Source organism: Brevundimonas sp. (assembly GCF_046293315.1).
Lineage (GTDB): Bacteria > Pseudomonadota > Alphaproteobacteria > Caulobacterales > Caulobacteraceae > Brevundimonas.
The window spans coordinates 16123-40783 of the sequence record NZ_JBKBPF010000007.1; the positions used below are offsets into that span (position 1 = coordinate 16123).

General features: G+C 67.5%; 26 protein-coding genes. 10 read left to right on the forward strand and 16 right to left on the reverse strand.

Annotated elements, in window-relative coordinates; all coding sequences use genetic code 11:
* Position 1: 1 nt before the first annotated feature.
* Positions 2 to 1153 (reverse strand): ribonuclease D, encoded by a 1152-nt coding sequence (gene rnd / locus ACK4SE_RS07855; RefSeq protein WP_409690843.1) that lies wholly within the window; start codon positions 1151 to 1153, stop codon positions 2 to 4.
* Positions 1154 to 1234: 81 nt separating this feature from the next.
* Here rnd and purM point away from each other — a divergent pair, with 81 nt between their 5' ends.
* Positions 1235 to 2272, forward strand: coding sequence for a phosphoribosylformylglycinamidine cyclo-ligase (gene purM / locus ACK4SE_RS07860; protein WP_409690846.1), 1038 nt, complete (start codon positions 1235 to 1237; stop codon positions 2270 to 2272).
* Between the two features lie 7 nt (positions 2273 to 2279).
* The gene (gene purN, locus ACK4SE_RS07865) at positions 2280 to 2915 is read left to right on the forward strand and encodes a phosphoribosylglycinamide formyltransferase (RefSeq protein ID WP_409690848.1); all 636 of its coding nucleotides are present in this window, start codon (positions 2280 to 2282) and stop codon (positions 2913 to 2915) included.
* A 37-nt stretch (positions 2916 to 2952) separates the two neighbouring features.
* Here purN and ACK4SE_RS07870 read toward each other — a convergent pair whose 3' ends face one another.
* Both ACK4SE_RS07870 and ndk read right to left on the reverse strand, forming a co-directional pair.
* Positions 2953 to 3150: a glycine zipper 2TM domain-containing protein gene (locus ACK4SE_RS07870; RefSeq protein WP_409690851.1), complete on the reverse strand. Its 198-nt coding sequence runs from the start codon at positions 3148 to 3150 to the stop codon at positions 2953 to 2955.
* Between the two features lie 69 nt (positions 3151 to 3219).
* Positions 3220 to 3639 (reverse strand): nucleoside-diphosphate kinase, encoded by a 420-nt coding sequence (gene ndk, locus ACK4SE_RS07875; RefSeq protein WP_409690853.1) that lies wholly within the window; start codon positions 3637 to 3639, stop codon positions 3220 to 3222.
* A 180-nt stretch (positions 3640 to 3819) separates the two neighbouring features.
* Between ndk and ACK4SE_RS07880 the strand changes: the two genes are divergently transcribed.
* Complete coding sequence (locus ACK4SE_RS07880; RefSeq protein WP_409690855.1) at positions 3820 to 5706, forward strand: ABC-F family ATP-binding cassette domain-containing protein; 1887 nt, start codon at positions 3820 to 3822, stop codon at positions 5704 to 5706.
* Here ACK4SE_RS07880 and ACK4SE_RS07885 read toward each other — a convergent pair whose 3' ends face one another.
* From ACK4SE_RS07885 to ACK4SE_RS07905, 5 genes are read right to left on the reverse strand one after another with little or no spacing between them, the layout of a single operon-like run.
* Positions 5707 to 5991: a hypothetical protein gene (locus ACK4SE_RS07885; protein ID WP_409690856.1), complete on the reverse strand. Its 285-nt coding sequence runs from the start codon at positions 5989 to 5991 to the stop codon at positions 5707 to 5709.
* Positions 5988 to 6290, reverse strand: coding sequence for an I78 family peptidase inhibitor (locus tag ACK4SE_RS07890; protein WP_409690859.1), 303 nt, complete (start codon positions 6288 to 6290; stop codon positions 5988 to 5990). Before ACK4SE_RS07890 ends, ACK4SE_RS07885 begins: the two co-directional genes overlap by 4 nt.
* Before the next feature lie 17 nt (positions 6291 to 6307).
* Positions 6308 to 6679 carry a hypothetical protein gene (locus tag ACK4SE_RS07895; RefSeq protein WP_409690862.1) on the reverse strand — a complete coding sequence of 124 codons (372 nt, stop codon included), beginning with the start codon at positions 6677 to 6679 and terminating at the stop codon, positions 6308 to 6310.
* On the reverse strand, positions 6661 to 7125 hold the full coding sequence (locus tag ACK4SE_RS07900) for a DNA polymerase III subunit chi (RefSeq protein ID WP_409690865.1): 465 nt from the start codon (positions 7123 to 7125) through the stop codon (positions 6661 to 6663). The genes ACK4SE_RS07895 and ACK4SE_RS07900 overlap by 19 nt, the downstream gene beginning before the upstream one ends.
* Position 7126: 1 nt before the next feature.
* The gene (locus ACK4SE_RS07905) at positions 7127 to 8602 is read right to left on the reverse strand and encodes a leucyl aminopeptidase (protein ID WP_409690868.1); all 1476 of its coding nucleotides are present in this window, start codon (positions 8600 to 8602) and stop codon (positions 7127 to 7129) included.
* 138 nt (positions 8603 to 8740) lie between these two features.
* Here ACK4SE_RS07905 and ACK4SE_RS07910 point away from each other — a divergent pair, with 138 nt between their 5' ends.
* The 6 genes from ACK4SE_RS07910 (at position 8741) to rsmA (ending at position 16728) form a co-directional block, all read left to right on the forward strand.
* Positions 8741 to 9886, forward strand: coding sequence for an LptF/LptG family permease (locus ACK4SE_RS07910; protein WP_409690871.1), 1146 nt, complete (start codon positions 8741 to 8743; stop codon positions 9884 to 9886).
* On the forward strand, positions 9883 to 10989 hold the full coding sequence (gene lptG, locus ACK4SE_RS07915; RefSeq protein ID WP_409690873.1) for an LPS export ABC transporter permease LptG: 1107 nt from the start codon (positions 9883 to 9885) through the stop codon (positions 10987 to 10989). Before ACK4SE_RS07910 ends, lptG begins: the two co-directional genes overlap by 4 nt.
* Positions 10990 to 11080: 91 nt before the next feature.
* Positions 11081 to 13450: an LPS-assembly protein LptD gene (locus ACK4SE_RS07920; protein ID WP_409690875.1), complete on the forward strand. Its 2370-nt coding sequence runs from the start codon at positions 11081 to 11083 to the stop codon at positions 13448 to 13450.
* Between the two features lie 93 nt (positions 13451 to 13543).
* Positions 13544 to 14890 (forward strand): peptidylprolyl isomerase, encoded by a 1347-nt coding sequence (locus tag ACK4SE_RS07925; RefSeq protein ID WP_409690877.1) that lies wholly within the window; start codon positions 13544 to 13546, stop codon positions 14888 to 14890.
* Positions 14891 to 14893: 3 nt separating this feature from the next.
* Positions 14894 to 15922, forward strand: a complete 1029-nt coding sequence (pdxA, locus tag ACK4SE_RS07930; protein WP_409690880.1) for a 4-hydroxythreonine-4-phosphate dehydrogenase PdxA — start codon at positions 14894 to 14896, stop codon at positions 15920 to 15922.
* Positions 15919 to 16728 (forward strand): 16S rRNA (adenine(1518)-N(6)/adenine(1519)-N(6))-dimethyltransferase RsmA, encoded by an 810-nt coding sequence (rsmA, locus tag ACK4SE_RS07935; protein WP_409690883.1) that lies wholly within the window; start codon positions 15919 to 15921, stop codon positions 16726 to 16728. Before pdxA ends, rsmA begins: the two co-directional genes overlap by 4 nt.
* A 65-nt stretch (positions 16729 to 16793) precedes the next feature.
* On the opposite strand, the gene ACK4SE_RS07940 is transcribed toward rsmA, so the two are convergent.
* Positions 16794 to 18032 (reverse strand): dipeptidase, encoded by a 1239-nt coding sequence (locus tag ACK4SE_RS07940; protein ID WP_409690886.1) that lies wholly within the window; start codon positions 18030 to 18032, stop codon positions 16794 to 16796.
* A gap of 140 nt (positions 18033 to 18172) precedes the next feature.
* On the opposite strand from ACK4SE_RS07940, the gene hemF reads away from it, so the two are divergent.
* Positions 18173 to 19027 carry an oxygen-dependent coproporphyrinogen oxidase gene (gene hemF / locus ACK4SE_RS07945; protein WP_409691236.1) on the forward strand — a complete coding sequence of 285 codons (855 nt, stop codon included), beginning with the start codon at positions 18173 to 18175 and terminating at the stop codon, positions 19025 to 19027.
* 7 nt (positions 19028 to 19034) lie between these two features.
* Here hemF and ACK4SE_RS07950 read toward each other — a convergent pair whose 3' ends face one another.
* The 7 genes from ACK4SE_RS07950 to ACK4SE_RS07980 are packed head-to-tail and all read right to left on the reverse strand — an operon-like array spanning position 19035 to position 24599.
* Positions 19035 to 19763, reverse strand: coding sequence for a glutamine amidotransferase-related protein (locus ACK4SE_RS07950; RefSeq protein WP_409690888.1), 729 nt, complete (start codon positions 19761 to 19763; stop codon positions 19035 to 19037).
* On the reverse strand, positions 19760 to 20974 hold the full coding sequence (locus tag ACK4SE_RS07955) for a CCA tRNA nucleotidyltransferase (RefSeq protein WP_409690889.1): 1215 nt from the start codon (positions 20972 to 20974) through the stop codon (positions 19760 to 19762). Before ACK4SE_RS07955 ends, ACK4SE_RS07950 begins: the two co-directional genes overlap by 4 nt.
* The gene (locus ACK4SE_RS07960) at positions 20971 to 21591 is read right to left on the reverse strand and encodes an NUDIX hydrolase (protein WP_409690892.1); all 621 of its coding nucleotides are present in this window, start codon (positions 21589 to 21591) and stop codon (positions 20971 to 20973) included. Before ACK4SE_RS07960 ends, ACK4SE_RS07955 begins: the two co-directional genes overlap by 4 nt.
* 5 nt (positions 21592 to 21596) lie before the next feature.
* Positions 21597 to 22139 carry a DUF1285 domain-containing protein gene (locus ACK4SE_RS07965; RefSeq protein ID WP_409690894.1) on the reverse strand — a complete coding sequence of 181 codons (543 nt, stop codon included), beginning with the start codon at positions 22137 to 22139 and terminating at the stop codon, positions 21597 to 21599.
* A 52-nt stretch (positions 22140 to 22191) separates the two neighbouring features.
* Positions 22192 to 22713 (reverse strand): GNAT family N-acetyltransferase, encoded by a 522-nt coding sequence (locus ACK4SE_RS07970; protein WP_409690897.1) that lies wholly within the window; start codon positions 22711 to 22713, stop codon positions 22192 to 22194.
* Between the two features lie 33 nt (positions 22714 to 22746).
* Positions 22747 to 23520 carry an enoyl-CoA hydratase gene (locus ACK4SE_RS07975; RefSeq protein WP_409690900.1) on the reverse strand — a complete coding sequence of 258 codons (774 nt, stop codon included), beginning with the start codon at positions 23518 to 23520 and terminating at the stop codon, positions 22747 to 22749.
* Complete coding sequence (locus tag ACK4SE_RS07980) at positions 23517 to 24599, reverse strand: MBL fold metallo-hydrolase (protein WP_409690902.1); 1083 nt, start codon at positions 24597 to 24599, stop codon at positions 23517 to 23519. The genes ACK4SE_RS07975 and ACK4SE_RS07980 overlap by 4 nt, the downstream gene beginning before the upstream one ends.
* Positions 24600 to 24661: the final 62 nt, after the last annotated feature.

The window sequence follows — 24661 nt, forward strand, 5'->3', positions numbered from 1 at the left end:
GTCAGTTCTCGATCTCGACCACCTCGACCTTGGCCCCGTTCAGGACCAGGGCGATCTCCCCGCGCTTGAGCTTGAGCGCGTCCTCGCCGAACAGCTGACGCCGCCAGCCCTTCAGGGCATCCACGTCGGCGTCGTCGCTCAGGGCGATCTTCTCAAGGTCCGAGACGTTCGCCAGCAGCTTGGTGGCCACATTGGCCTGTTCCGACTTGGCCTTGAGCAGCACCTTGAGCAGTTCCACCACCGAAGCCGGGGCCGGCTCGCGGCCGGACGGCTTCTGGATGTCGGGCGCGTGCTCCTCGGGGTTTTTCAGGACGTCGCGCAAAACCTCGATCAGGTCCTGCCCCAGACGCGACCCGCCAAATCCCTTCGGCGGGGCTCGCAGGCGGCTGAAGGCATCCGCGTCCGTAGGGGCCTGGGTGGCGATTTCGTCGATGGCGTCATCCTTGAGGATGCGGCCCCGGGGCTGATCCCGCTCCTGCGCCGCGCGCTCGCGCCAGGCGGCCGTCGCCTGAAACGCGGCGAGGTACTTTGCCGAAAACTTCTTGGGCTTCAGGCGCTTCCAGGCGTTATCGGGATCGGTGTCGTAAAGCGCCGGATCGGTCAGCGCCTCCATTTCCTGGGATACCCACTCCAGCCGGCCTTCCCGCGCCAGCCGATCGCGCAGACGCGGATAAAGCGCCGCCAGATGGGTCACGTCCCCCAACGCATAGGTCAGCTGCGACTCCGACAGGGGACGACGGGCCCAGTCTGTGAAACGACTGCCCTTGTCCACGTCCTTCTTGAGCATCTGCCGGACCAGCGAATCATAGGCCACCTGATCCCCGAAGCCTGCCGCCATGCCCGCCACCTGGGTGTCGAAAAGCGGCGTGGGCATGGCGCCCAGCTTGTTGAAGATCTCCACGTCCTGCCGGGCGGCATGGAAGACCTTGATGATCCTCGTATCCCGCAGCAGATCCAGGAACGGCGCCAGATCCAGGCCGTCCGCCATCGGATCGATGATGCCTGCAACGGTCGGCGTCGCCGCCTGGATCAGGCAGAGCCTGGGCCAGTAGGTCGTTTCCCGCATGAACTCGGTGTCGACCGTGATGAACTCGGAACCGGACAGCTGGTCGCAGAACGCGGCCAGCGCCTCATTTGTGGTGATCGGCGTCATGAGGATGCTATAGCCCGGCGCTAGCCGGTCGTGGCAAGAGCGCGACCCACATTCCGACACAAATTCGAAGGCCCGCGTGACATGAGCGCATCGAACGACACCCGCCCGAACGGCCTGACCTATGCGCAAGCGGGGGTGGACATCGACGCAGGCGAGCGGCTGGTCCAAGCCATCAAGCCGCTGGCCAAGTCCACGGCGCGGCCCGGCGCAGAGCCCTCGCTGGGTGGATTCGGAGCCCTGTTCGACCTGAAGGCGGCCGGATTCGTCGACCCCCTGATCGTGTCCACCACCGACGGCGTGGGCACCAAGCTGAAGATCGCAATAGAAACCGGCCTTCACAGCGGCGTGGGCGTCGATCTGGTGGCCATGTGCGTCAACGACCTGCTGGCCCAGGGCGCGGAGCCCCTGCTGTTTCTGGACTACTTCGCCACCGGCAAGCTGGATGTGGAGGCCGCGACCCAGGTGGTGGCGGGCATCGCCGAGGGCTGTCGTCAGGCCGGATGTGCTCTGGTCGGCGGCGAGACCGCCGAGATGCCGGGCATGTACGGCGACGGCGACTATGATCTGGCGGGCTTCTCCATGGGCGCCGTGGAGCGCGGACAGGTGCTGCCGCGCCTGGACCTCCAGAACACCGGCGACGTGATCATCGGCCTGGCCTCATCCGGCCCGCACTCCAACGGCTATTCTCTGGTCCGCAAGGTGGTGGAGAAATCCGGCCTCAAATGGAGCGACGAGGCCCCGTTCTCGCCGGGCCACACCCTCGCCGAGGCGCTGATGGCCCCCACGCGCATCTACGTGAAGTCCATCGTGCCGCTGATGAAGGCCGGCTTGATCAAGGGCGGCGCGCACATCACCGGCGGCGGCCTGATCGAGAACCCGCCCCGCTGCATCGCAGAGGGTCTCAAGGCCTCGTTCGACTGGGACGCCTGGCCCCTGCCCCATGTATTCCAGTGGCTGGCCGAAACCGGCGGGATCAGCGACCACGAGATGCGCCGCACCTTCAACTGCGGCGTGGGCTTCATCCTGATCGTCAGCCCCGAAAACGCCGAGCCGGTTCTGGCATCGCTGCTGAACGCAGGGGAAGTCGCCTTCATCTGCGGCCAGCTGGAAGCGGCCTGATCCCGGCATGTCCGGTTGTGGCCACGATCCTGCGCCGCCGCCCGCAAAGGACGGCAAGACCCGCGTCGCCATCCTGATCTCGGGCGCTGGCTCCAACATGGCCGCGCTCCTCGAGGCGGCGAAGGCGGCGGACTATCCAGCCGAGATCGCCGTGGTCATCTCGAACAATCCAGAGGCTGCCGGGCTTGAACTGGCGCGAAGGGCTGGAATTGAAGCCCTGGCCATCGACCATCGCCCGTTCGGCAAGGTCCGCCACGACCACGAACTGGCCCTCGACGCCGCCATGCGCCTGCGTGGGGTCGAGGTGGTGGTGCTCGCCGGCTACATGCGCATCCTGACCGCCCATCTGGTTCGCGCCTGGGAGGGGCGGATGCTGAACATCCACCCCAGCCTGCTGCCGAATTATCCCGGCCTCGACACCCACGCCCGGGCCATCGCTGCGGGGGATGCCGAGGCGGGCTGCACCGTGCATCTGGTGACCGAAGGAGTCGACGAAGGCCCGGTTCTGGGGCAGGCCCGCGTGCCTATCGAGCCCGGAGACACCGCCGAAACCCTCGCCGCCAGGGTGCGCACAGCCGAGCACAAGCTCTATCCCGAGGCGCTGGCCGCCTTCATAGAGCAAAGAAAAACGGCGCCGGTCTGAGACCGACGCCGCTTGCCTTCTGAAGATATTTCCGACGTCAGTCGGGGCGGACCGCGCCGGCCGCGCCGCCGATGACGGCGCCGGCCACGGTGGCCTCAGTGTTGCCGCCGATGGCCTGGCCGGCCGCAGCGCCGGCGATGGCGCCGGTAGCGGCGCGCTGCTCCATCGTCGCGCCGCAGGCGCCCAGAAGCGCCACAGCGCCGACAACGGGGATGAACTTGATGATCGTCTTCATGGCGTAATTCTCCGTGAGAGAGGTCATAAAAACGGTCCCCAGCCGCGACGGTTCCCCGAAAACCCGTGGTCAGCCGACGATGTCGGCGTCGGTGAAGAACTGGGCGATCTCGAGTTCGGCGTTCTCCTGGCTGTCCGAACCGTGCACCGAGTTCTCACCGACGTTCTCGGCGTACAGGGCGCGGATGGTGCCGGCCGCAGCGTCCTTGGGGTTGGTGGCGCCCATGACTTCGCGGTAGCGGGCCACGGCGTTCTCGCCTTCCAGAACCTGCACCACCACCGGGGCGGAGGTCATGAACTCGACCAGTTCGCCGTAGAACGGGCGCTCGGCGTGAACTTCATAGAATTTCTTGGCCTGGTCTTCGGTCATCTGGATACGGCGCTGGGCGACGATGCGCAGGCCAGCATCCTCGATCACAGCGTTGACCTTGCCGGTCAGATTGCGGCGGGTGGCGTCCGGCTTGATGATCGAGAAGGTGCGTTCGGTCATGGGAGTGACTTCTTGGGTTTGGTGGTTTGAGGGTCGCGGGCTTATAGACGCGCCGCAGCCGGTTTCCAACTGGAAGCGTTCTTCCTTTTCCGCCCTGTCGCCCGGCGCGTCGCGCTTGGCTGCTTGTGGGCGTCGCCGTTTTGCTGCTTCACCTCCCTCCTGACTGATTGTTCGCCTGCCATGCTCCAGATCACCGACCTGACCTTCAACGCCTGGGGCCGCAAATTCCTCGTGGACGCCTCCGTCTCCCTGCCGCCGGGCTCCAAGGTCGGGCTGGTGGGCCGCAACGGCATCGGCAAATCGACCCTGTTCAAGCTGATCCTCGGCGAACTGGCCGCCGGCGGCGACGAGATCAGCCTGCCCAAGACCGCCCGCATCGGCTCGGTCGATCAGGAGCACCCCGCCACGCCCGTCAGCGTGCTCGAGACCATCCTCGAGGCCGACGAGGAGCGCCACACCCTGCTCGGCCGCCTCGAAACCGCCGAGCCCGAGGAGATGGGCGAGATCTGGACCCGGCTGATCGAGATCGACGCGGACGCCGCCCCCGCCCGCGCCGCCGAAATTCTCGTCGGCCTCGGCTTCGACCAGGAAAACCAGCAGCGGCCGATGTCGGAATTCTCCGGCGGCTGGCGCATGCGCGTCGCTCTCGCCGCCGCCCTGTTCGCCGAGCCGGACATGCTGCTGCTCGACGAACCGACCAACTACCTCGACCTCGAGGGCGCCCTGTGGCTCGAGGCCCGGCTCAAGAAATACCCGCACACCGCCCTGATCATCTCCCACGACCGCGAGATGCTAAACGAGGTCTGCACCCACATCCTGCACCTCGCGAACCACACCCTGACGCTCTACACGGGCAACTACGACCAGTTCGAACAGGCCCGGGCCGAAAAGGCCCGGCTGCAGATGTCGGCCAAGGCCAAGCAGGACGCCGAACGCGCCCACCTGCAGGCCTTCGTCGATCGCTTCAAGGCCAAGGCCTCCAAGGCCGCCCAGGCCCAGTCGCGCATGAAGCGACTGGCCAAGATGCAGCCGGTCGCCACCACCATCGAGGAGCGCGTCTCCCCCTTCATTCTGCCCTCGCCGCCGCGCCCGCTGGCCCCGCCGCTGATCCGGCTGGAGCGGGCCAATGTCGGCTATGAGCCGGGCAAGCCGATCCTGCGCAATCTCAACCTGCGTATGGACCTGGACGACCGCATCGGACTGCTGGGCGTCAACGGGGCCGGCAAGTCGACCTTCTCCAAGATGATCGCCGGGGCCCTCAACGTCTCGGAGGGCGAGTTGCATCGCGACCGCAAGATGCGCGTGGGCTGGTTCCACCAGCACCAGATCGAGGCCATGGACCCGACCGATACCCCGCTGGAAATCATCCGCCGCGCCATGCCCGACGCCCCCGAAAGCAGCCGCCGCTCCAAGCTGGCGCAATGGGGTCTGGGCTATGAGAAGCAGGAAACTACCGTCGCCTCCCTGTCCGGCGGCGAGCGCGCCCGCCTGCTGCTCAATCAGGTGGCGATGGATGCGCCGCACATCCTGATCCTCGACGAACCGACCAATCACCTCGACATCGACAGCCGCCGGGCCCTGCTCGACGCGCTGAATGAATACTCCGGCGCCGTGATCCTGATCACCCACGACCGCTCGCTGATGGAGATGGTCGCCGACCGCCTGTGGCTGGCCGCCGACGGCACGGTCAAGCCGTGGGACGGCGACATGGACGACTATGCAAAATACGTCCTCGACCGCGCCAAGATGGCTGCGGTCAAACCGAGCCAAATCAAGGACGAGACTGCGGTCGAGGCCCCGACTTCGAACAACAAGCGCAAGAAGAACGACAAGAAATCAGGCCCCTCGCCCTCGACCCTCCGTCACGCAGTGAAGAAGGCCGAGGAGCGGATGGCCCAGCTGACGGCTGATGTCGCCCGCATCGACGACGACATGGCCAACGCTTCCATCACCAATCCCAAGGCGCTTGAAGGTCTGACCCGAGCCCGCACAAAGGCCCAGAGCGATCTGGACGCCGCAGAGGCCGAATGGCTGAAGGCCGAGGAGGCTTTGGCCGAAGCGGTCTGATCAGCCGCAGGTGACGCGTTCGATGACACCCGTCTCTTCGTCGAAGAACAGGTTGAGGCGATCTTCCTGGTAGTCGAAGGTCACCGCGCACGTGGTGCAGGCCATGCGGACGTTCGAGCCGGCGAGGAAACTGACCGCGCCGACATGGGAGCCGATCAGGGACTGCGAGGCTTCGGCGTCGCAGCGCCAGGGGCCCCCTGCGTTTTCTTCTGGCATGGGAGCCACGGCGGGTGCGCAGGCCGCAAGGGCCGTGATCGATCCCGCAAGAAGGATGGCGCGCATCATCCGCATTTGACCTCCCGCACAATGCCCGACTGCTCGTCATAGAGGATATTCAGCCGGTCCGGACGATAGTCCATGGTCATGGCGCAGCTGGTGCAGGTGATGCGCCATGTCGCACCCGCGGGCGTTTGCGGGATCTGGCTGCGGTTCTGGCCAATCAGGCTCTGGTGCTCGCTGGCGAGGCACTGATCATTGACCGAAGGCGGCAGGCCCGACCCGCCTTCGTGTTGGGGCAACGCCGAGCAGGCGGCGAGGACGGAAGCGCCGACGACGGTCAGGCCGGCGGCTATGGCGGTCTTCATGAATGAGCCTTTCGGGGTCATCCGCAACGCACCTCTTCCACGATCCCGGTATTCTGGTCGAAGAAGATGTTGAGGCGGTAAGGGGAGTAGTCCTCGGTTATCGGACAGGTCGTGCAGGTGACCCGTCGGTTGATCACATCGACAGGAACGGGAATCTCGGTCCGGGGTTGCCCGACGATATTCTGCAGCTCAGCCGCCCGGCACAGATCGCCGTCCATCTGCGGCATGCGGGTGCCGACGGGCTGCGTCGCTGCGGCGTAGTCAAGGACGTCGCTGGCCGGTGCGGATGCGACAGCCGTCTGGACAGGAGCGTCAGAGCCTGGACCCGACGAGCAGGACGCCACTACCAGCGCCGCGGCGCCGACCCATATCAGGCTGCCTTTTCCCATTTTCCCTGCTCCGTCTGCTTCCAGTAGGCCAGGGTCGCCCCGGCCTCCCTCAAGGTCTTCCACCGCCCCCGCGCATGCTGGAGCGATTCCTCGTCCCGGCCGTCGAAGATGATGAAACACCGCTCGAACGGTTCGGATGCATCCACGTCTGAGCGATCGACGATGAACAGGACCTGAGCATCATTCCCATTGACCGCATCCGACGTCAGGAGAATGGGCTGGCGCCCCGCATGGGGTTGGTCCGCGCGGCCGTGGGCGAGAAAAGCGTCTTCCCGCCAAGCCCACAGCCGTTCGTCCAGAGCCTCAGCGAGGCCGGGATCATCGACGCGGACCAAGGCCCGCCAGCCCCGTTGAAGGGTCCGGTCCAGCAACTCCGGCAGCACCTGATCGAGCGTCGAGCGCTCCAGGTGGTAGAACCAGATTTCGCCGGCCCCCGCCTCGCTCACGTCAGCCTTCGTACGAATCTGCGACCATGCGGTCCAGAAGACGAACACCGAAACCGACGCCGCCGTCCGGCACCACCGGGTTCCTGGAGTCCTTCGCCCAGGCTGTGGGCGCGATGTCGATGTGAGCCCAGGGTGTCTTGTTCACGTGACGCTGTAGATAGAGCGCCGCCGTGATCGAGCCACCCGCGCGGCCATTGCCTACGTTGCGCATGTCGGCAATCGGGCTGTCCACGTGGCGGTCGTAGCGGTCTGGCAGGGGCATGCGCCACACCGGCTCGTCCACCTTGGGACCGGCGGCGAGGATGGCGTTCGCCACCCCGTCGTCATTGGCGAAGACACCCGCATACTCGTGCCCGAGCGCAACGATCATCGCGCCGGTCAAGGTGGCCAGGTCGATCATGAGCTTCGGCTTGAACTGCTCCTGCACGTACCAGAGGCAATCACCCAGCACGAGACGGCCTTCGGCGTCGGTGTTGATCACCTCAACGGTCTGGCCCGACAGGGACGTAACCACATCGCCAGGACGCTGGGCCTTGCCGTCGGGCATGTTCTCGACCAGGCCGATGACGCCGATGACATTGGCCTTGGCCTTGCGCCCGGCCAGAGCCTGCATCAGGCCGGACACGGCGGCGGCGCCGCCCATGTCCCACTTCATCTCCTCCATGCCCTCGGGAGGCTTGAGCGAGATTCCGCCGGTGTCGAAGCAGACGCCCTTGCCCACAAAGGCGATCGGCTGGTCGCCCGGCTTGCCGCCGTTCCACTTCATGATGGCGACCTGGCTTTCGCGCGCGCTGCCTTCGCCCACGGCCAGCAGGGTGCGCATGCCGATCTTCTCAAGCTCGGCCTCGCCCAGGACTTCAACCTCCAGGCCCAGCCTTTCCAGTTCCTTGACCCGGCGGGCGAACTCGGCGGGATACAGGACGTTCGGCGGCTCCGAGACCAGGTCGCGGGCGAACATGACGCCGTCGGCCACCGCCGAGAGGGGCTGGAACGCGGCCTCGGCAGCCCTGGGATCAGCGGCCACCACGCGCAGCGTCTTGATCGACGGAATCTTCTCTGGCTTCAGGGTCGTGCGGTACTTGTCGAAGCGATAGGCGCCCAGCACGGCGCCGAAGGCCGCCCGCGCGGCCTGCCCGGCCGACAGATGTTTCAAATCCAGGGTCAACGTCTCGGCGCCTGACATCTTCACGGCGACGTAGGCCTGCGCTCCGGCCTTCTCGATGGCCTGTTCGTCCACCTTGTCCTTGTCGCCCGCGCCCACCAGCAGGATCTGGCCTGCATCAACGCCCGCGGGCGCTGCGACGGCCAGATGGCTCAGGGCGCCGCCGGTGAAGCGGCTGGCCTTCATGGCGCGGGTCAGCGCGCCGGACGACGTCGTATCGTACCCGGCCGTTTCACCCGAGAACGCGCGGCCCTCGTGGACGAGCAACGCGATGATCTCGGCGGCGCCGGTATCGGCGACGAACTCTACTTTCATGGAAACGAACTCCTGGCCGGGTTCCAGTCCCGGTCTTGGGGATAAGCGAACACGCACCGGCTGAGCTTCCCGGCGCGCAAGGATGCTGTATTACATGCCCCCCAAACCGCCGGGCCGCAACCGGCGCCGACGCTGCAAATGAACCTTATAAGCCGCTATCTCTTCCGTCAGATCGCCCTGCCCGTCGCGGCGGCATGCGGGGCCCTGTGTGGAATCGGGGTGCTGAGCCAGAGCCTCAATCAGCTCGAAGTGATCGTGGAACGCGGGCAAAGCGCCTGGATCATGCTCAAGCTCACCGCCCTGGCCACGCCCCAGCTTCTGGCGGTGATCCTGCCGATCGGCGTGCTGGTCGGCGGACTGATGGCGCTGACCAGACTGCAGCGCGAACAGGAGCTCACCGCCTGTTTTGCGGGCGGCATGACACGGTGGAAAGTCGTCGCCCCCGCCATGCGACTGGCCGTGATTGTCACCCTGCTCAGCCTGTTCGTGACGCTTTACGTCCAGCCCGCCGCCCAGCGCGAGGCGCGAGAGACCGCATTCGCAATCCGCACCGACCTTGCGTCCCTGCTGGTCCAGGAGGGGCAGTTCGTCCAGGCAGGAGGCGGTCTCACCGTCTATGTTCAGCAGATCGAGCAAAGCGGTCTGATCCGGAACCTGTTCGTACACATCCAGGATGGAGACGAGGTCACCACCTGGGACGCCACCACCGCCCGGTTCACCCGTCTGGACGGCGCCCCTGCCCTGCTGATGGGGCCCGGTTCGATGCAGCAGTTCTCTGATCGGGGGGTGCTGAATTTTCTCTCCTTCGACGAGTACGCCTTCGACCTGACGCCTTTCACAGGGACGGAGGAGGTCCTCGCCTTCAGGGATTCAGACCTCTGGCTCGCCGAGTTGGTCCGGCCCAGCGCCGACATGCTCGAGCGGACCGGCAGCCGCGAGGAGCTTCTGGCCGAGGCGCACGCGCGCATTGCATCGCCGCTCTACGCCCTGACGGCGATGGCGCTGGCGCTGTCCGCTGTACTGGGCGGCCAGTTTCGCCGCACCGGTTATGGCGGCCGGGTCGCGGCGGCGGCGGCGGCGTTCCTGATCGTGCGAGTCGCCGGCTATGGCGTGGTTGGCGCCGGCGCATGGAACATCTGGCTGGCGCCGCTCCAGTACCTGATCCCCCTTGGCGCCGCCGCGATCGCCCTGCGCCTGGTGTTCCGTCAGTCCAGTCCCATCACCAGGGTAAAAAAGGCCATGTCCGCCCTGCCCCGCCCGCGCCGCCTCGGGGCCGCGTCATGATCGGGCGATTTCGCCTGGCCCGCATCGAGCGCTATGTGCTCCTTCAGACGCTGAAAGCTCTCGGCGTGTCCCTGGCGGTCATCGCCGGGCTCGTGGTGCTGATCGATTTTGTCGAAGTCTCCCGTTCGGTCGGCAGACATGCCGACATCGGCGCCGTGCGGATTTTCGGTCTGACGCTGATGAAGTCTCCGGCCGTGATTCTTGAACTGCTGCCTTTCGTCTTTCTGTTCGGGTCCCTGGCGGCGTTTGTCGGCCTCAACCGGCGCAGCGAACTGGTGGCCATGCGAGCAGCCGGGGTCTCGGCGTGGCGCTTCGTCTTCCCGGCTGGGGCAGCGGCCCTTCTGATCGGCGTTCTGACAGTGACCGTCCTGAATCCGGTGGCGGCGTCGCTGGACGGCGGATACGAGCATGAACGCGCCCGGATCAGGGGCGGCGGCGGGACTGAGGAGTCGTCGTCCGTGTGGCTGCGGGAAGGCGATGACAGCCGGCAGATCGTCATCCGCGCCGACAGCCGGAATTTGGCCACTGGCGTGCTGAACGACGTGTCTTTCTTCATCTACACGGTGGGCGAGGACGGAGGGCGCAGCTTCTCGGAGCGGATCGACGCGTCCACCGCCTCCTTGTCGGCGGGCAGTTGGCGTCTGACGAACGCACAGGGCGCATCGATAGGCCAGCAGGCCCGTCCCTACGCCTCCCTGGATCTGCCATCCAGCATCGCCGACGACGACGCATTCAACCAGTTCGCCGATCCCGATTCGACCCCGTTCTGGTCCCTGCCGCCCCAGATTGATCGAATCGAGGCAGCGGGATTCTCGGCCACCGCGCACCGGCTGAAATTCCAGCAGTTGCTGGCCACGCCGCTGATGTTCGCCGCCATGTCCATGCTGGCGGCGGCCTTCTCGCTGAGGCTGATGCGGCTGGGCGACCTCGCCCGCATGAGCGTCGCTGCGGTGATCCTCGGTTTCGCCTTCTTTTTCATCAATCAGTTTACAGCGGCGCTTGGTGCGGCCGAGGCGATTCCCGCCTTCCTCGCAGCCTGGCTTCCGCCCATACTGACGGCGCTGTCCGCCTTCACCTTGCTCTTCTATACCGAAGACGGGTAACCGGACGGCGAACCGGAACGCTGCGTCGTCCGGCCGGGAGCAAGACTTGGTGAACATGCCGCAGGCCTGGCGTTTGGGACACGGAGCGACGGTGCGACGGCGCCTGCTCGCGGGTGCGACCGCCTTCGCCCTTGTCCCTGGCTACGCCCTTGCCCAGCAGGCGCCTTCCGACGGCGTTTCGCCCGGGGCTGTATACATCGAGGCTGAGGACGTTGTGCGCGACGACACCGGCCAGATCAGCGCCCGCGGCCTTGATGAGCGGGTTCTGGCCCGGTTCGAAGGCCGCAACCTCCGCGGCCGTGAAGTCACCTACAATCTCAACACCGGTGTCGCCACGGCGTCCGGCGAGGTCGAACTGATCGACATCGACGGCACGGTAGTGACCGCAGACGTGCTGGAGCTGGACGAGAACCTTCAGACCGGTGTGGCGGTGAACCTGGCGGTGCGCGCCACGGACGGCAGTCATCTGATGGCGGCCACGGCCGTACGGCGGTCGTCGGCGGTCAACGAGTTGAACTACGCCCTGTTCACGCCCTGTCCCATCTGCGACGAGAACGGCGAACGCAAGGAGCCGACCTGGTCCATTCAGGCCCAGCAGGTGGTTCAGGACGAAAACCTGCGCGCGATTCTTTACCGCAACGCGCTGTTTCGGGTCGGCGGTGTCCCGGTCCTGTGGCTGCCGGTGTTCGCCCATCCGGACCCGACCGTGGAGCGCGCCTCCGGCTTTCTGGTCCCGAGCGTTGATTACGATGAGGCGCGCGGCCTGTCCTACGAACAGCCGTATCTGATCGTCGTGTCGCCTTCCGAGGACTGGGTCATCAGCCCCCAGTTCAATACCGATGTGAACCCGTTCCTGAACCTGCAGTGGCGTCGCCACTTCGGCGACGGCATCGTGCAGGCCCGGGCGGGCTACACTTACGAAGACATTTCCGGCGTCGCGACCGAAGATCACCGCGGATATCTGCTGGCTCACGGCGCCTTTGACCCGGCCGGACCGTGGCGTTGGGGCTTCACCGCCGAACGGGCCTCCGACAAGACCCTGTTCGACCGCTATGGAACAGAGGATCCGTATCAGGACAACGGCCTGTACTACGGAGACCGGCGTCGTCTGATCTCGCAGGTCTATGCGGAGCGGCAGACCGAGCGCTCCTATCTGTCCGCCGCGGCCTTCACCATCCAGAGCCTGCGGGTGCTGGAGGTTGATCGCGCCAACCCCGCCAACAATGTTTTCGAACGCGATGGCGTCACCCCGGTCGCCGCTCCGATCATCGAAGCCATGTGGGAACCGCGGCAGGAAGTCCTTGGGGGCCGACTGCGCCTGAGCGGCAATGCGGCGCTTCTGATCCGCGACAACTATGTGGGCGCACCGGTGCTCGCGCCGAGCGAGGTCCCCCCCTCCGATCCATCAGACCCGACCCTGGCCGGGTACCCCGGAATCGACAGCGCGCGGGTGGTGCTGACGGCGGATTGGCGCCGCGTGCTGACGTCGCCGATCGGATTGAGGTGGGAGCCCTTCCTCAACCTGCGCGCCGACGCCTATGCCCTGGAGGATCTACCTTCCAGCCCCGACGAGTCCGTCACGGTCACCCGCGCCCGCGCCACCGCCGGCATCGACGTCAGCTACCCCGTGATACGGCGCTTCGACAACGGCGCAGATCTCGTGCTCGAGCCGCTCGCCCAGATTTCGATTTCGAATCGCACCGACCTCGACCCGCGACTTCCCAACGAGGACAGTCAGGTCACGGACCTGGACGAAACTTCGCTGTTCGCCATCGATCGCTTTACGGGCCACGATCTCTACGAAGGCGGCCTGCGCCTCACGGCGGGCGGCCGAGCCAGCCTGCGCTGGGGCAACGAGCGGTCCGCGAGCATCTTTCTGGGGCGCAGCTGGCGCGACGAATCGGAAGACCGGTATCTGGTGCCGACGGGCGACGGCACCGGGAGTCTCTTCGACCCGTCGGGCCTGGCGGATCGCGCCTCCGACTGGGTCGTTGCGGCGACCTTTTCTCCCGGGCCACAGGTCCGCGGCTGGGCCCATGCCCAGATCGACGACGGCGGCGAGGTCCGCCGGGCGGAGGTCATGCTGGACGGAAGCTGGGGCGCCCGAAACCTGGCTACGGTCAGCTACATCATCGACCGTTCCAACCCGGTCGATGTGGACCCCGCCCTGCCCCTCGCCACGCGCACCTACCGCAACTACGAGTTCGTGCAGTTCAGCGGCCAGCAGTTCATCACCGGCAACTGGGGCGTGGCCGGCCGGAGCATCATGGACCTCCAGGAAGACCGGCTTACACGGGGCGAGGTCGGGCTCCTGTTCGAGGACGACTGCATCCGTTTCGAGATCGGATATCGCCGGGACAACACCCGGGTGGACCCGTCCGGCCCACGCACCGGCGCCTATGTGCGCCTAACCCTCGCCACATTGGGCGGTACAGGCTATCAACGCGATGACATGTGGTGATCGGAGCGTCATCCGAACCATGATATGGGCGCCATTCATCGGTACGCTCTGCTGAATTAGGCGTCGAGCGGATCCAGGGACGAAGACAAAGACATGCGTTTCAAGCGTTACACGGCGGGGGTTGCGGTCGCGGCCATGTTGGCTTCTGTCGCGCCGGCTCAACTGGCGACGGCGCAGACCGCGCCCGACACGCCCGTGGCTGGTCAACTGGACCCCTCGGCCGAACAAGCCCCGCAACGGTCGACTCCGGTCGCTGAATTCGATCTGGCGGAAGGTCTGGTGGTGCTCGTCAACGACGTGCCGATCACCAGCTACGAATTGCGCCAGCGCATGCTGCTGCTTATCGCCATGACCCAGGTCCAGCCCACGGAAGAGACCTTGCCCGCCATTCAGCGTCAGGCGCTGAACAGCCTTATCGATGAAAAGCTGCAGAGGCAGGAGCTGGCCCGTTTCGAGGTGAATATTCCCGACGAGGACGTGGACGCTGAAATCGCCATGACCGCCCAATCGGTCGGGATTACCTCTGAAGCCTATCTCGCTTATCTTGCCGAAGCGGGCGTCCGTCCGGAAACGGTGCGGGAACAGGTCCGGGTCGAAACAGGCTGGCAGGCGCTTGTGCGAGGACGTTTTGGTCCGCGGGCGCGGGTCGGTCGCAACCAGGTCGACCAGACCATTCAACGGATCTCCGCCGCCGCCAGTCGCCCGCAGTATCTGGTCGGCGAGATTTTCATCGACGCCACGCGCGTCGGCGGCCAGCAGGCGGCGCTGAACGGCGCCAACCAACTGGTTCAGCAGATCATTCAGGGGGCGCCGTTCATGTCCGTGGCGCGCCAGTTCTCCAGTGCGCCATCGGCGGCCAGCGGCGGAGACGCCGGCTGGCTGATCCAGGGCGAGGTGCTCCCGGGCTTGCAGACCGCGCTCGACAACATGGAGCCGGGCCAGTTGTCTCGTCCGATCCCCGTCGAAGGGGGGGTCTACATCCTCTATCTCCGCGACAAGCGTGACGGTTCGTCCACCAGCATGGTGAACCTTCGCCAGGTGATGATCGAGGTCGACTCCGAGGCTTCTGACGAGGCCGTCGCGGCCGCCACGGCCAGACTCAACGCGCTGCGACAAGATCTGACCTGCGACAACATCCTCGAGCGGTCCCGCCAGGAGCCCGACCTTCTCGGCGCTGACCTTGGTGAATCCGACGTCGACGATCTGGCCCCGCAGTTCCAGCAAGTCGCACGCTCAGCTGAGGTGAGGTCGATCAGCGCGCCCGTGCGCACACCGCTGGGCGTGCATGTGCTGGCCGTCTGCGATCGCCGGGCCGGCGGCCCCACGGCGCCGAACTTCGACGAGGTCGAAAACCGCCTGAGGGGACAGCAGCTCTCCATGCTCGCCCGTCGCTACATCCGTGATCTGCGGGAAGACGCCCACATCGACTTCAAAGGCTGACCCATGACGGGCGCGCCCGGTGCATTTGTGCGCGCCCCGTTGGCCCTGACCATGGGCGAGCCTGCAGGAGTCGGACCGGAGATCATCCACAAGGCTTGGGCGGCGCTCAGAAATCAGGCCCATGACGCGTTCTTCGTCATCGCCGACGTCAATCTCCTGGCTGCGGCTGGATCGTCCCCCCTGTTTCCGATCCGGGATCCTGCCGAGGCGACCGACCGTTTCGCCGCCGGCCTGCCCGTGCTCCACAGGCCGCTCCCGGAGACCGTGACGCCAGGCCGTCCTGAACCGGAGAACGCGGCAACCATCGCCGACTGGATCGAGCAGGCGGTCAATCTGGCCCTGGCTGGAGAGGCATCCGGTCTCGTCACGGCCCCAATCGCCAAGGCGCCCCTGTACGCAGCCGGATTCCGGTTCCCCGGCCACACGGAGTTCATCGCCGAACTGACCGCCGATCGCCCCTATGCCGGCACGCGCGGGCCGGTGATGATGCTGACCGCGCAGGATCTGCGCGCTTGCCTCGTCACCATCCATGTCTCGCTGGACGAGGTGCCCGAACTGGTCACCGACGCCCGCATCCGCCGCACAGCGCGGGTGGTTCATGAATGCCTCAAGCGCGACTTCGGCATTGCCCGCCCCCGTCTGGCCATGGCGGCCCTCAACCCACACGCGGGCGAAGGCGGGGCCCTGGGCCTGCAGGAGATCGAGATCCTGAAACCGGCCGCCGAAGCCCTGCGCGCCGAAGGGATCGACATCACCGACCCCCTGCCCGCCGACACCCTGTTCCACGACGAGGCCCGCCGCGCCTATGACGCGGCCATCTGCATGTATCACGATCAGGCCCTGATCCCGGTCAAGACGCTGGACTTCTGGGGTGGGGTCAACGCCACCCTGGGCCTGCCCATCATCCGCACCTCGCCGGACCACGGCACGGGCTTCGACATCGCGGGCAAGGGAGTCGCCCGGCCCGACAGCCTGATCGCCGCCATCCGTCTGGCGGCCGCCATGGCCGACGCCCGCCACGCCGCCGAATGACCGACCTCCCCTCCCTGCGCGAAACTCTGGACGCCCACGGGCTGTCGGCAAAGAAGAGCTTCGGCCAGCACTTCCTGCTGGACCTGAACGTCACCCGTAAGATCGTCCGCCTCGCCGGGCCGTTCGAGGGCCGCGCGGTGATCGAGGTCGGCCCCGGCCCGGGCGGCCTGACCCGCGCCCTGCTGGAAAGCGACGCGGGCAAGGTGGTGCTGGTCGAGAAGGATCCCCGCTTCGTCCCGCTGCTGACCGAACTGGACGACGGGTCGGGCCGCCTTGAGATCATCCAGGCCGACGCCCTGAAAGTGAAGGAGGCCGAGCTGGTCGACGGCCCGGCGCATCTGGTGTCCAACCTGCCCTACAATGTGGGCACGCCCTTGCTGATCAAGTGGCTGACGGGGCCGTGGACGCCGTACGCCCTGACCCTGATGTTCCAGAAGGAGGTGGCCCAGCGGGTCGCCGCCGAGGTGGGCGATGACGCCTATGGCCGTCTGGCGGTCATCAGCCAGGCGGTGTGCGAGGCGCGCGTGGTGATGGATCTGCCGGCCCGCGCCTTCACCCCGCCGCCCCGGGTGGACTCCGCCGTGGTCCATCTGACGCCCCGAGCCGACCGGCCCGAGCCCGCCGTGCTGAAGCGGCTGGAGCAGGTCACCGCCGCCGCCTTTGGCCAGCGCCGCAAGATGCTGCGGTCCAGCCTCAAGACCCTCGGCGGCGCGGCCCTGTGCGAAGCCGCCGGGATCGATCCTGACGCGCGGGCCGAGACCGTGGATGTGGCGGGCTTCCTGCGCATGGCGCGCGCCGGGATCTAGAGCCTGATCGGTTGAGGAGGAATCGCTTCGCGATTCCGCCGAGGCCGTGAATCAGGCTCTCGCGTCTAGTCGTCGATGCGCGCCAGGGACGCGCGCTGGTCCGCCATGCGCGCCGCCGTTGCCTCCGCCGCCCGCATGGCCCGCAGTACATTCTCGCCCGCCAGCTTGCGAATATCCGCCTCCGACCAGCCGCGCCGCATCAGCTCGGCCAGCAAGGCTGGATAGGTCTCCACCCCGGTCAGGCCCTCCGGCAGCGATCCAACCCCGTCGAAATCGCCGCCCAGTCCCACATGATCCACCCCCGCCACCCGGCGAATGTGGTCGATGTGATCCGCCACGTCAGAAATGGTGGCGGCGGGCGCCGGGTTGGCCTCCCGCCACGCGGCCAGCTCCGTGGCCACCGCCTCGGGATCGCCGGGATTGAGCGTCTGCAGCCGCGCCCGCTCGGCCGCCATGGCCGCGCCGTGGGCGCGCACATCCTCGTTCACGAAGCCGGGCACGAAGGTGACCATGACCACCCCGCCGTCGTCGGGCATCAGGCGCAGCACGCTGTCAGGCACATTGCGCGGGTGATCGGTCACGGCGCGGGCCGAAGAGTGGGAAAAGATCACCGGGGCGGCGGACACTCGCATGGCGTCCATCATGGTGGCCTCGGACACATGGCTCAGGTCCACCAGCATGCCCAGCCGGTTCATCTCGCGCACCACCGCTTCGCCGAACGGCGTCAGGCCGTCGTGTTGCGGCGCGTCTGTGGCCGCGTCGGCCCAGCTGGTGGTCGCCGAATGGGTCAGGGTCATATAGCGCACCCCCGCCGCGAAGAACTGGCGCAGCAGCCCCATGGACTCCGCGATGGAATACCCGCCCTCGATGCCGATCAGCGACGCGATGCGGCCTTCACGGTGGAGGCGCTCCACATCGTCCGCTGTGGCGGCGAAGGCGAACGCGTCCGGGTGCGCCGCGATCATGCGGTTGACCACATCGATCTGTTCGAACGTCGCCCGTGCGGCCTCCAGCGGCTCCATGCTGGCGGGCACATAGACGGACCAGAACTGCGCCCCCACCCCTCCGGACCGCAGGCGGGGGATGTCCGTATGCAGCGGCGGCTCCAGACCCGACTGGTCCTGGGTCAGGTCGACGCCATGGACGTCGGAGCCGAACCGCTGGCGCAACGCCCACGGCAGGTCGTTGTGCCCGTCGATCAGCGGCGTAGTCTCGAGGATCGCGCGCGCCTGTTCAGGGGTTTGGGATGCAGCGGGGGCGGCCATGACAAGGCTGACAACGGCGGCGGCGGCGAAACGGTTCATGAAGCGACTCCCCTGATCGGACGGGGCCAGAGTGTCCGCCCGGGTCCTGCGACACAAGCGCCCGCAACCGCCGGGTCTGTTGCGCGGCCTCCAACCGTGGTTTCAATCCCCCCATGACCGAGACGACCGATCCCACCATCATGGAAGAGCGCAAGGCCCGCGCCCGCGCCTGGTTCGAAGAGCTGCGCGACCGTATCTGCGCCGCCTTCGAGGCGCTGGAGGACGAGGCTCCCGCCGACCTCTATCCCGGCGAGCCGGGCCGATTCGTGCGCACCCCCTGGACCCGAGATGCGGGCGGCGGCGGGGTCATGGGCATGATGTATGGTCGCCTGTTCGAAAAGGTGGGCGTCCACGTCTCCACCGTCCATGGCGTGTTCCCGGCGGACTACGCCAGACAGGTGCCCGGCGCGGCGGACGATCCCCGCTTCTTCGCCACGGGCGTCAGCCTGATCGCCCACATGAAAAGCCCGCGCGTGCCCGCCGTGCACATGAACACCCGCTTCATCGCCACGACCCAAAGCTGGTTTGGCGGCGGCGCCGACCTGACCCCGCTGCTGGCCTATCAGCGCCAGCAGGACTTCCCGGACGCCGTGGATTTCCATGCAGCCATGCAGGCCGCCTGCGACGCCCACGATCCGGACTGGCATGCCAGGTACAAGGCCTGGTGCGAGGAGTATTTCTTCCTGCCCCACCGCAACGAGCCGCGCGGCATCGGCGGCATCTTCTATGACCATCACGACAGCGGTGACTGGGACCGGGACTTCGCCTTCACCCGCGACGTGGGTCTGGCGTTTCTGGACGTCTATCCCCGCCTCGTGCGTGGGCGCATGGGCGAACACTGGACCGAAGCGGAACGCGAGGAGCAGCTCATAAGGCGCGGAAGATACGTGGAATTCAATCTGCTCTATGATCGGGGGACCACCTTCGGCCTTAAAACCGGCGGCAATGTGGACTCGATCCTCAGCTCCATGCCGCCCGAGGTGAAGTGGCTCTGATGTGACCCTAAATTCCGCTGCCCGCCGCCTCGGTCGGGGGCGGGGTGCCCAGCAAGAAGGCGCGGATCCACGCCGTCATCAGGGCGCGGTCATTGGGATGGCGCAGGGTCTCCAGCGCTTGCTGGGCCACCGCGTCCGGAATGCGGTCCCGGCGGAGCTCGACCAGAGCGGCCGCATAGTCGGGCTGGAACTCCGGATGGCACTGGAAGGACACCGCGTCCTCGCCCCAGGCCAGCCCCGCGTGCGGGGTGAATTCGCTGGCGGCGATGACCCGGGCGTCGGGCGAGACGGCCACCACCTGATCCTGGTGGGACACCGGAATGGCCACGCTGTCGGCCCTGGGGAACATCCATGGCTCCTGGCCTAGCACGTCATAGCGGTGCAGGCCGACGCCCCAGCCCTTCTCCGATTTCGCGACGTGGCCGCCGAAAGCCTGGGCCATGGCCTGATGGCCGAAACAGATGCCGAGGATGCGGGTGCGGCCGCGCGCGGCGCGCAGCCAGTCCAGCAACTGCGGAATCCAGAAATGATCCTCATAGACCCCCGCGGCCGAGCCGGTGACCACCACGCCCTCGAAGGCGGACGGATCGTCGGGCAGACGGCCCTCCTGCACGTTGAAGCGCGTGGTGGGCACGCCGTCGCCCAGCAGCGCCCGGAAACGCGCGGGATAATCGTCGTAGTCGTCGCGCAGCGCCTCGGGCGGGGCGCCGGTCTCGAGGATGGCGATGCGGGTCATGGATCGGTCCGGGGAAGGAAGCGGCCCAGCATGGCGTCGTGATCGCCGTCGGGAAAGTCCTGATCCACCCACCAGTCCTCGAACGCCCCCAGCGTTTGCCCCACCGCCGGGCCGGAGGCTCCGGCCCGGGCGGCGTCGTGGCCGTCCACCGGCAGGCGCGGGATGGGCCAGGCGGCGGCTTGATCCAGCAGGCGCCGCGCCGCGCCGCTCTGCTCCGGCGCCGCGGCCCACGCCCGCATGAGCTGGTCGTCGAACCGACGCCGGCCGAGCCGGTACAGCGCGGCGCGCCCGGCGCGTTCGTCCATGAGCAAGCTGACCGCCGGTTCGGCCGGCAGGGCCATGACCAGCCGGTCCTTCTCCGCGTTGGACAGGCGAAGAGCCCGCGCCGACGCCCGCACCCGGTCTGCGTCGACCGGCAGCAGCGCCGACAGACGTAGCAGGGCATCGGGAGAGACCCCGACCATGGACTCGAACAAGGTCAGGCCCGCGTGGTCGGGCAAAACCCGGTCCAGCACCCCGCCGGCGGCCATCAGGCGCAGGGCGGGCCCCGGGTCCGGCGCGGCCAGCAGCTTGAGCAGTTCCTTGGACACCCGCTCGGCGGACAGGCGGGTCATGCCGTCTTTCAGGTCCGCGCAGGCCTTAAGCCCCGCCGCATCGGCCGGACCCCGCCCGTACCAGGCGTAAAAGCGGAAGAAACGCAGGATGCGCAGATAATCCTCGCGGATGCGGGTCTCCGGTTCGCCCACGAAGACGATGCAGCCCGCCAGGGCGTCGTCTACCCCCTGCCCGGTCGGATCGAACACCTCGCCGTCCGGCGCGGCGTAAAGGGCGTTCAGACGGAAATCGCGGCGCCCGGCGTCCTCGGCCCAGTCGCTGGTGAAGGCCACCGTGGCGTTGCGGCCGTCGGTGGAGACGTCCCGGCGCAGGGTGGTGACCTCGTGCGGTTGGCCGCCAGAGATCGCCGTCACCGTGCCGTGCGCCAGCCCCGTGGGTGCAACCTTCAGACCCGCAGCCTTGACGGCCGCCATCACCGCCTCGGGCGCCAGGCTGGTGGCGATGTCGATGTCGTCCACCGGCTGACCGATCAGGGCGTTGCGCACGCAGCCGCCGACGAAGCGCGCACAGCCGGGCCCGCCCGCCGCCTCAAGCGCGGCGATCACCGCCCGCGTTTGCGGCGCCGTGAGCCACGGCTGATCGCTCAGGCGCGTCACGCCACGGCCTCGCGCGCCGGATCGTGCAGTCGGCCCCACAGGGAGCGCAGCATCCCCGCCGTCGCGCCCCAGATGTAACGCTCGCCCCACGGCATGGCCCAGAACCAGCGCCGCGTGCCGTCGGGGGCGTCATAGAACTCGCGCCGGTGATTGGCGTCGTCCATGAGGAAATCCCAAGGCGTCTCGAAGGCGTCGGCCACCTCGCGCGGGTCGGTGGTCAGGGTGAACCCCGGCCGCACCCAGGCCACCACGGGCGTGACCAGAAAACCGGTCACCGTCTCATAGGCGTCGGACAGGCCCAGCGGCTCCACATGGTCGGGGGACAGCCCCACCTCCTCCACCGCCTCGCGCAGGGCGGCCTGAACCACCGTCTCGCCGGGGTCGAGCCGCCCGCCGGGAAAGGCGATCTGGCCGGTGTGACTGGCCAGGGAATCCGAGCGCCGGGTCAGCAACAGGGTCGGTCCGTCCGCATGGTCCACCACCGGGATCAACACCGCCGCCGGGCGCAGGGGCCGGTCCAGCCTCGGCACGTCCGGGTTCAGGTCGAAATCCGAAAATCGCGCGCGGCCAGGCCCCGCCTCCAGCGGTTCCAGCGCCTGGATCAACTGTTGACGCAAGCCACTCACGTCACGACGCCCAAGGCGAAATCGATCCCGCCCGACCGCACCGTCATGCGGCCGTCCGCCAGAGCCGCCATCTCCACAAGCTCATAGAAGACCGGACGCTCAATGCGGGCCTCAAGGTCGCCGCGCACGTGCACATAGGGCGTTGGCTCTCCGGTCGCGGAGTTCGTCTCGACCCTCACCGGATGCTCAGAGCCAGCCGTGACCCGCTCGCCCATGTCGGTGGTGAAGACTAGGTCATCGCCCTCGCGGTCCACACGCACGGCCCGGAAGGGCACGTCCTCCACTGTAATCTTCAGCTTCTCGACCGGCGTGACCAGGTAATAGCCGTCCGCATCCTTGCGCAGGACCGTAGCCAGCAGACGCACAAGTTGTGGCCGGCCGATGGGCGAGCCCTCGTGCATCCAGACGCCGTCGGCCCGAATGACCAGATTCATCTCGCCGCAGTTCTCCGGATTCCACAGATGCACCGGCGCGGGAGCACGCCCGTCCTCCGTGTGTCCGGCGACCGACTGGATGAGGCTGAGGGTGTCTGGGGTCATGCCCTGATGGTAGGCGCCCCGGGGCCCGCCGGGAAGGGCCCGCCGAAATGGGTCAGTCGGCGCGAACCGGACCGCCGGGCGCCGCGACCGCTTCCAGAGCCAGCCACAGCAGGCGCTTCGGATCGACGGGGCCGGGCATGACCGCGCCCTCGATTCGCTTGAACCCGAAGCGTTCGAAATAGGGAGGATCTCCCACCAGCAGTACGCCGGCCGCCTGGGCTTCGCGGGCCCAGTCCACGCAGACGCCGACCAGTTCCGCGCCGATCCCGGCGTTGCGCTCGGTCTGCGTCACGGCGATCGGGCCCAGAAACAGGGCCGGGGCGTCGCCGATGGTGATGGTCCACAGCCGCACCGAACCGATGATCCTGCCGTCCTGTCGCGCCACGAAGCCCACTGCCGGATCGCGGTTCTCACGCAAACGCTCGGCGGTCTTCGCCAGACGTCCCGGGCCAAACGCGGCCTCGACCACGCGCGCCACCGCCGCCGCGTCGAACACGGTTTCGGCCTGAATGACCGGGGGCTGGGGCGAAGGGGCGATGGTCATGGCGCGGCCGGGCTGGAAGGGACCGCGCATCTGCGGCCCGCTCCTCAGCCCGTCAAGGAAAAATCAGCCGGCCCTGGAGAAGTCCGGCGCGCGCTTCTGGCTGAAGGCCATGAAGGCCTCCATGGCCTCGGGGCTCTTCATCTGGGCGCCGAACGCCTCGCCCTCGGCCAGCATAAGGGTCCAGAGGGCTTCGGCGTCGCGCATGAGGCGCTTGGTCGAGCGGATGGAATTGGGCGCGCGCGCGGCCAGCAGGGTGGCGAGGCGCAGCGCCTCGTCATCGACCTGACCGGCCGGGACCGCCCGATTGGCCAGGCCCCAGTCCAACGCCTGACGCCCCGTGATCGGCTCGCCCAGGGCGAACAGTTCGAACGCCCGCTGATGGCCGATGACGGCGGGCAGCAGCAGGGTGGACGCCGCCTCCGGCGCCAGAGCCAGGTTGACGAACGGAACCGACAGCAGGGCGTCCTCCGCCACCACCACCATGTCGCAGTGGAGCAGCAGGGTCAGGCCGATGCCCACCGCCCGGCCCTTGACCGCCGCCACGGCAGGGCGATCCAGCTCAGCCAGAGCCTTGAGAAAGCGGAACACAGCCATGTCCGTCGGCTGGCTCGTCCCCGATCCGATGGCGATGAAGTCAGCGATGTCGTTACCTGCCGAGAAGCTGTCACCCTCGGCGCGGAACAGGATCACGCGCACGTCGGGGTCGGTCCTGGCCCGCTCTGTAGCCTCCGCCAGCACGGCATACATAGCCTGGGTGATCGCGTTCTTCTTGTCGGGCCGGGCCAGGGTGACGGTGAGCACGCCTTGCTCCAGCGCGACGTGAACATGGTCGCTCATGGGGTCTCTCCAGTTTCGGTGCGGGCCCACCAGTCCACGCCGTCCGCGTCGCGATCGCGGACGATGCGGCCCTGGGCCTCAAGATAATTCAGGTGGGCGATGGCCTCGCCGGTGGCCATGCCAAGCACGCCCTCGCCCACCGCGCGGCCGAACAGGGAGGGGAAAACATCCACCGCCCGCTTCGGCTCGGCGAGGGTGCGCTCCAGCCGCCGCAGGGCCACGTCATGGCCGCGCAGCAGGGCGTCGAGCCGGGCGTGGGCGCCGCGGAACGGCTCGCCGTGGGACGGCAGCACCAGCGCATTTTCCGGAATGCGGCCCTTCAGGGCTTCCAGCGAGTCCAGCCAGTCCTTCAGCGGATCGGACAACGGCTCGGTCGGCCAGACCGAGATGTTGGACGAGATGCGCGGCAGCAACTGATCGCCCGAGATGAACAGCTCATCCCGCTCGCGCAGCAGACAGACGTGCTCCGGCGAATGTCCCGAGCCGACGATGATGCGCCAGGCGTCACCGCCGATCTCGATCCGGTCCCCGTCGCTGAGGCGGGTGAATTCCGGGGGCATGGGCCGCACCGCCTTGCCGAACAGGCCGTAGCGGGCGCGATAGCTGTCAAGCTGTTCGACCGACCATCCAGCCGCCCGGTAGAAGCCCACGCCCGCCTCCGGCGCCGGACCCGTGTCCGCCAGCAGCATGCGCGCCGTCACATACTCAAGCCGCGACATGAACAGCGGCGCACCCGACCGCTCGCACAGCCAGCCCGCCAGACCGATGTGATCCGGATGCATGTGGGTGCAGATCAGGCGCGTGACAGGCCGGCCTTCGAGCGGTCCGGCGAGGGCCGTCTCCCAGGCCTTGATCGTGTCCGGCGTGCCGAGCCCGGTATCCACGATGACCCAGCCTTCGCCGTCGCGAATCGCCCAGACGTTCACATGATCCAGCGCCATTGGCAGGGTGAAACGCAGCCAAAGCACGCCCTCGGCCGCCTGGACCGCCTCCCCTGGAGCGGGGATGTCCAGCGTCAGATAGTCCGGTCCGGTCGCGACCTTTCGGGGCTCCGGTGCGGTGACCTGACCGTCGGGCAAGCGCGTCTCCATTAAAAACTCATTGCCACTCTGCCCGCCCCTCGCGCCCGCGTCAAAGGCCA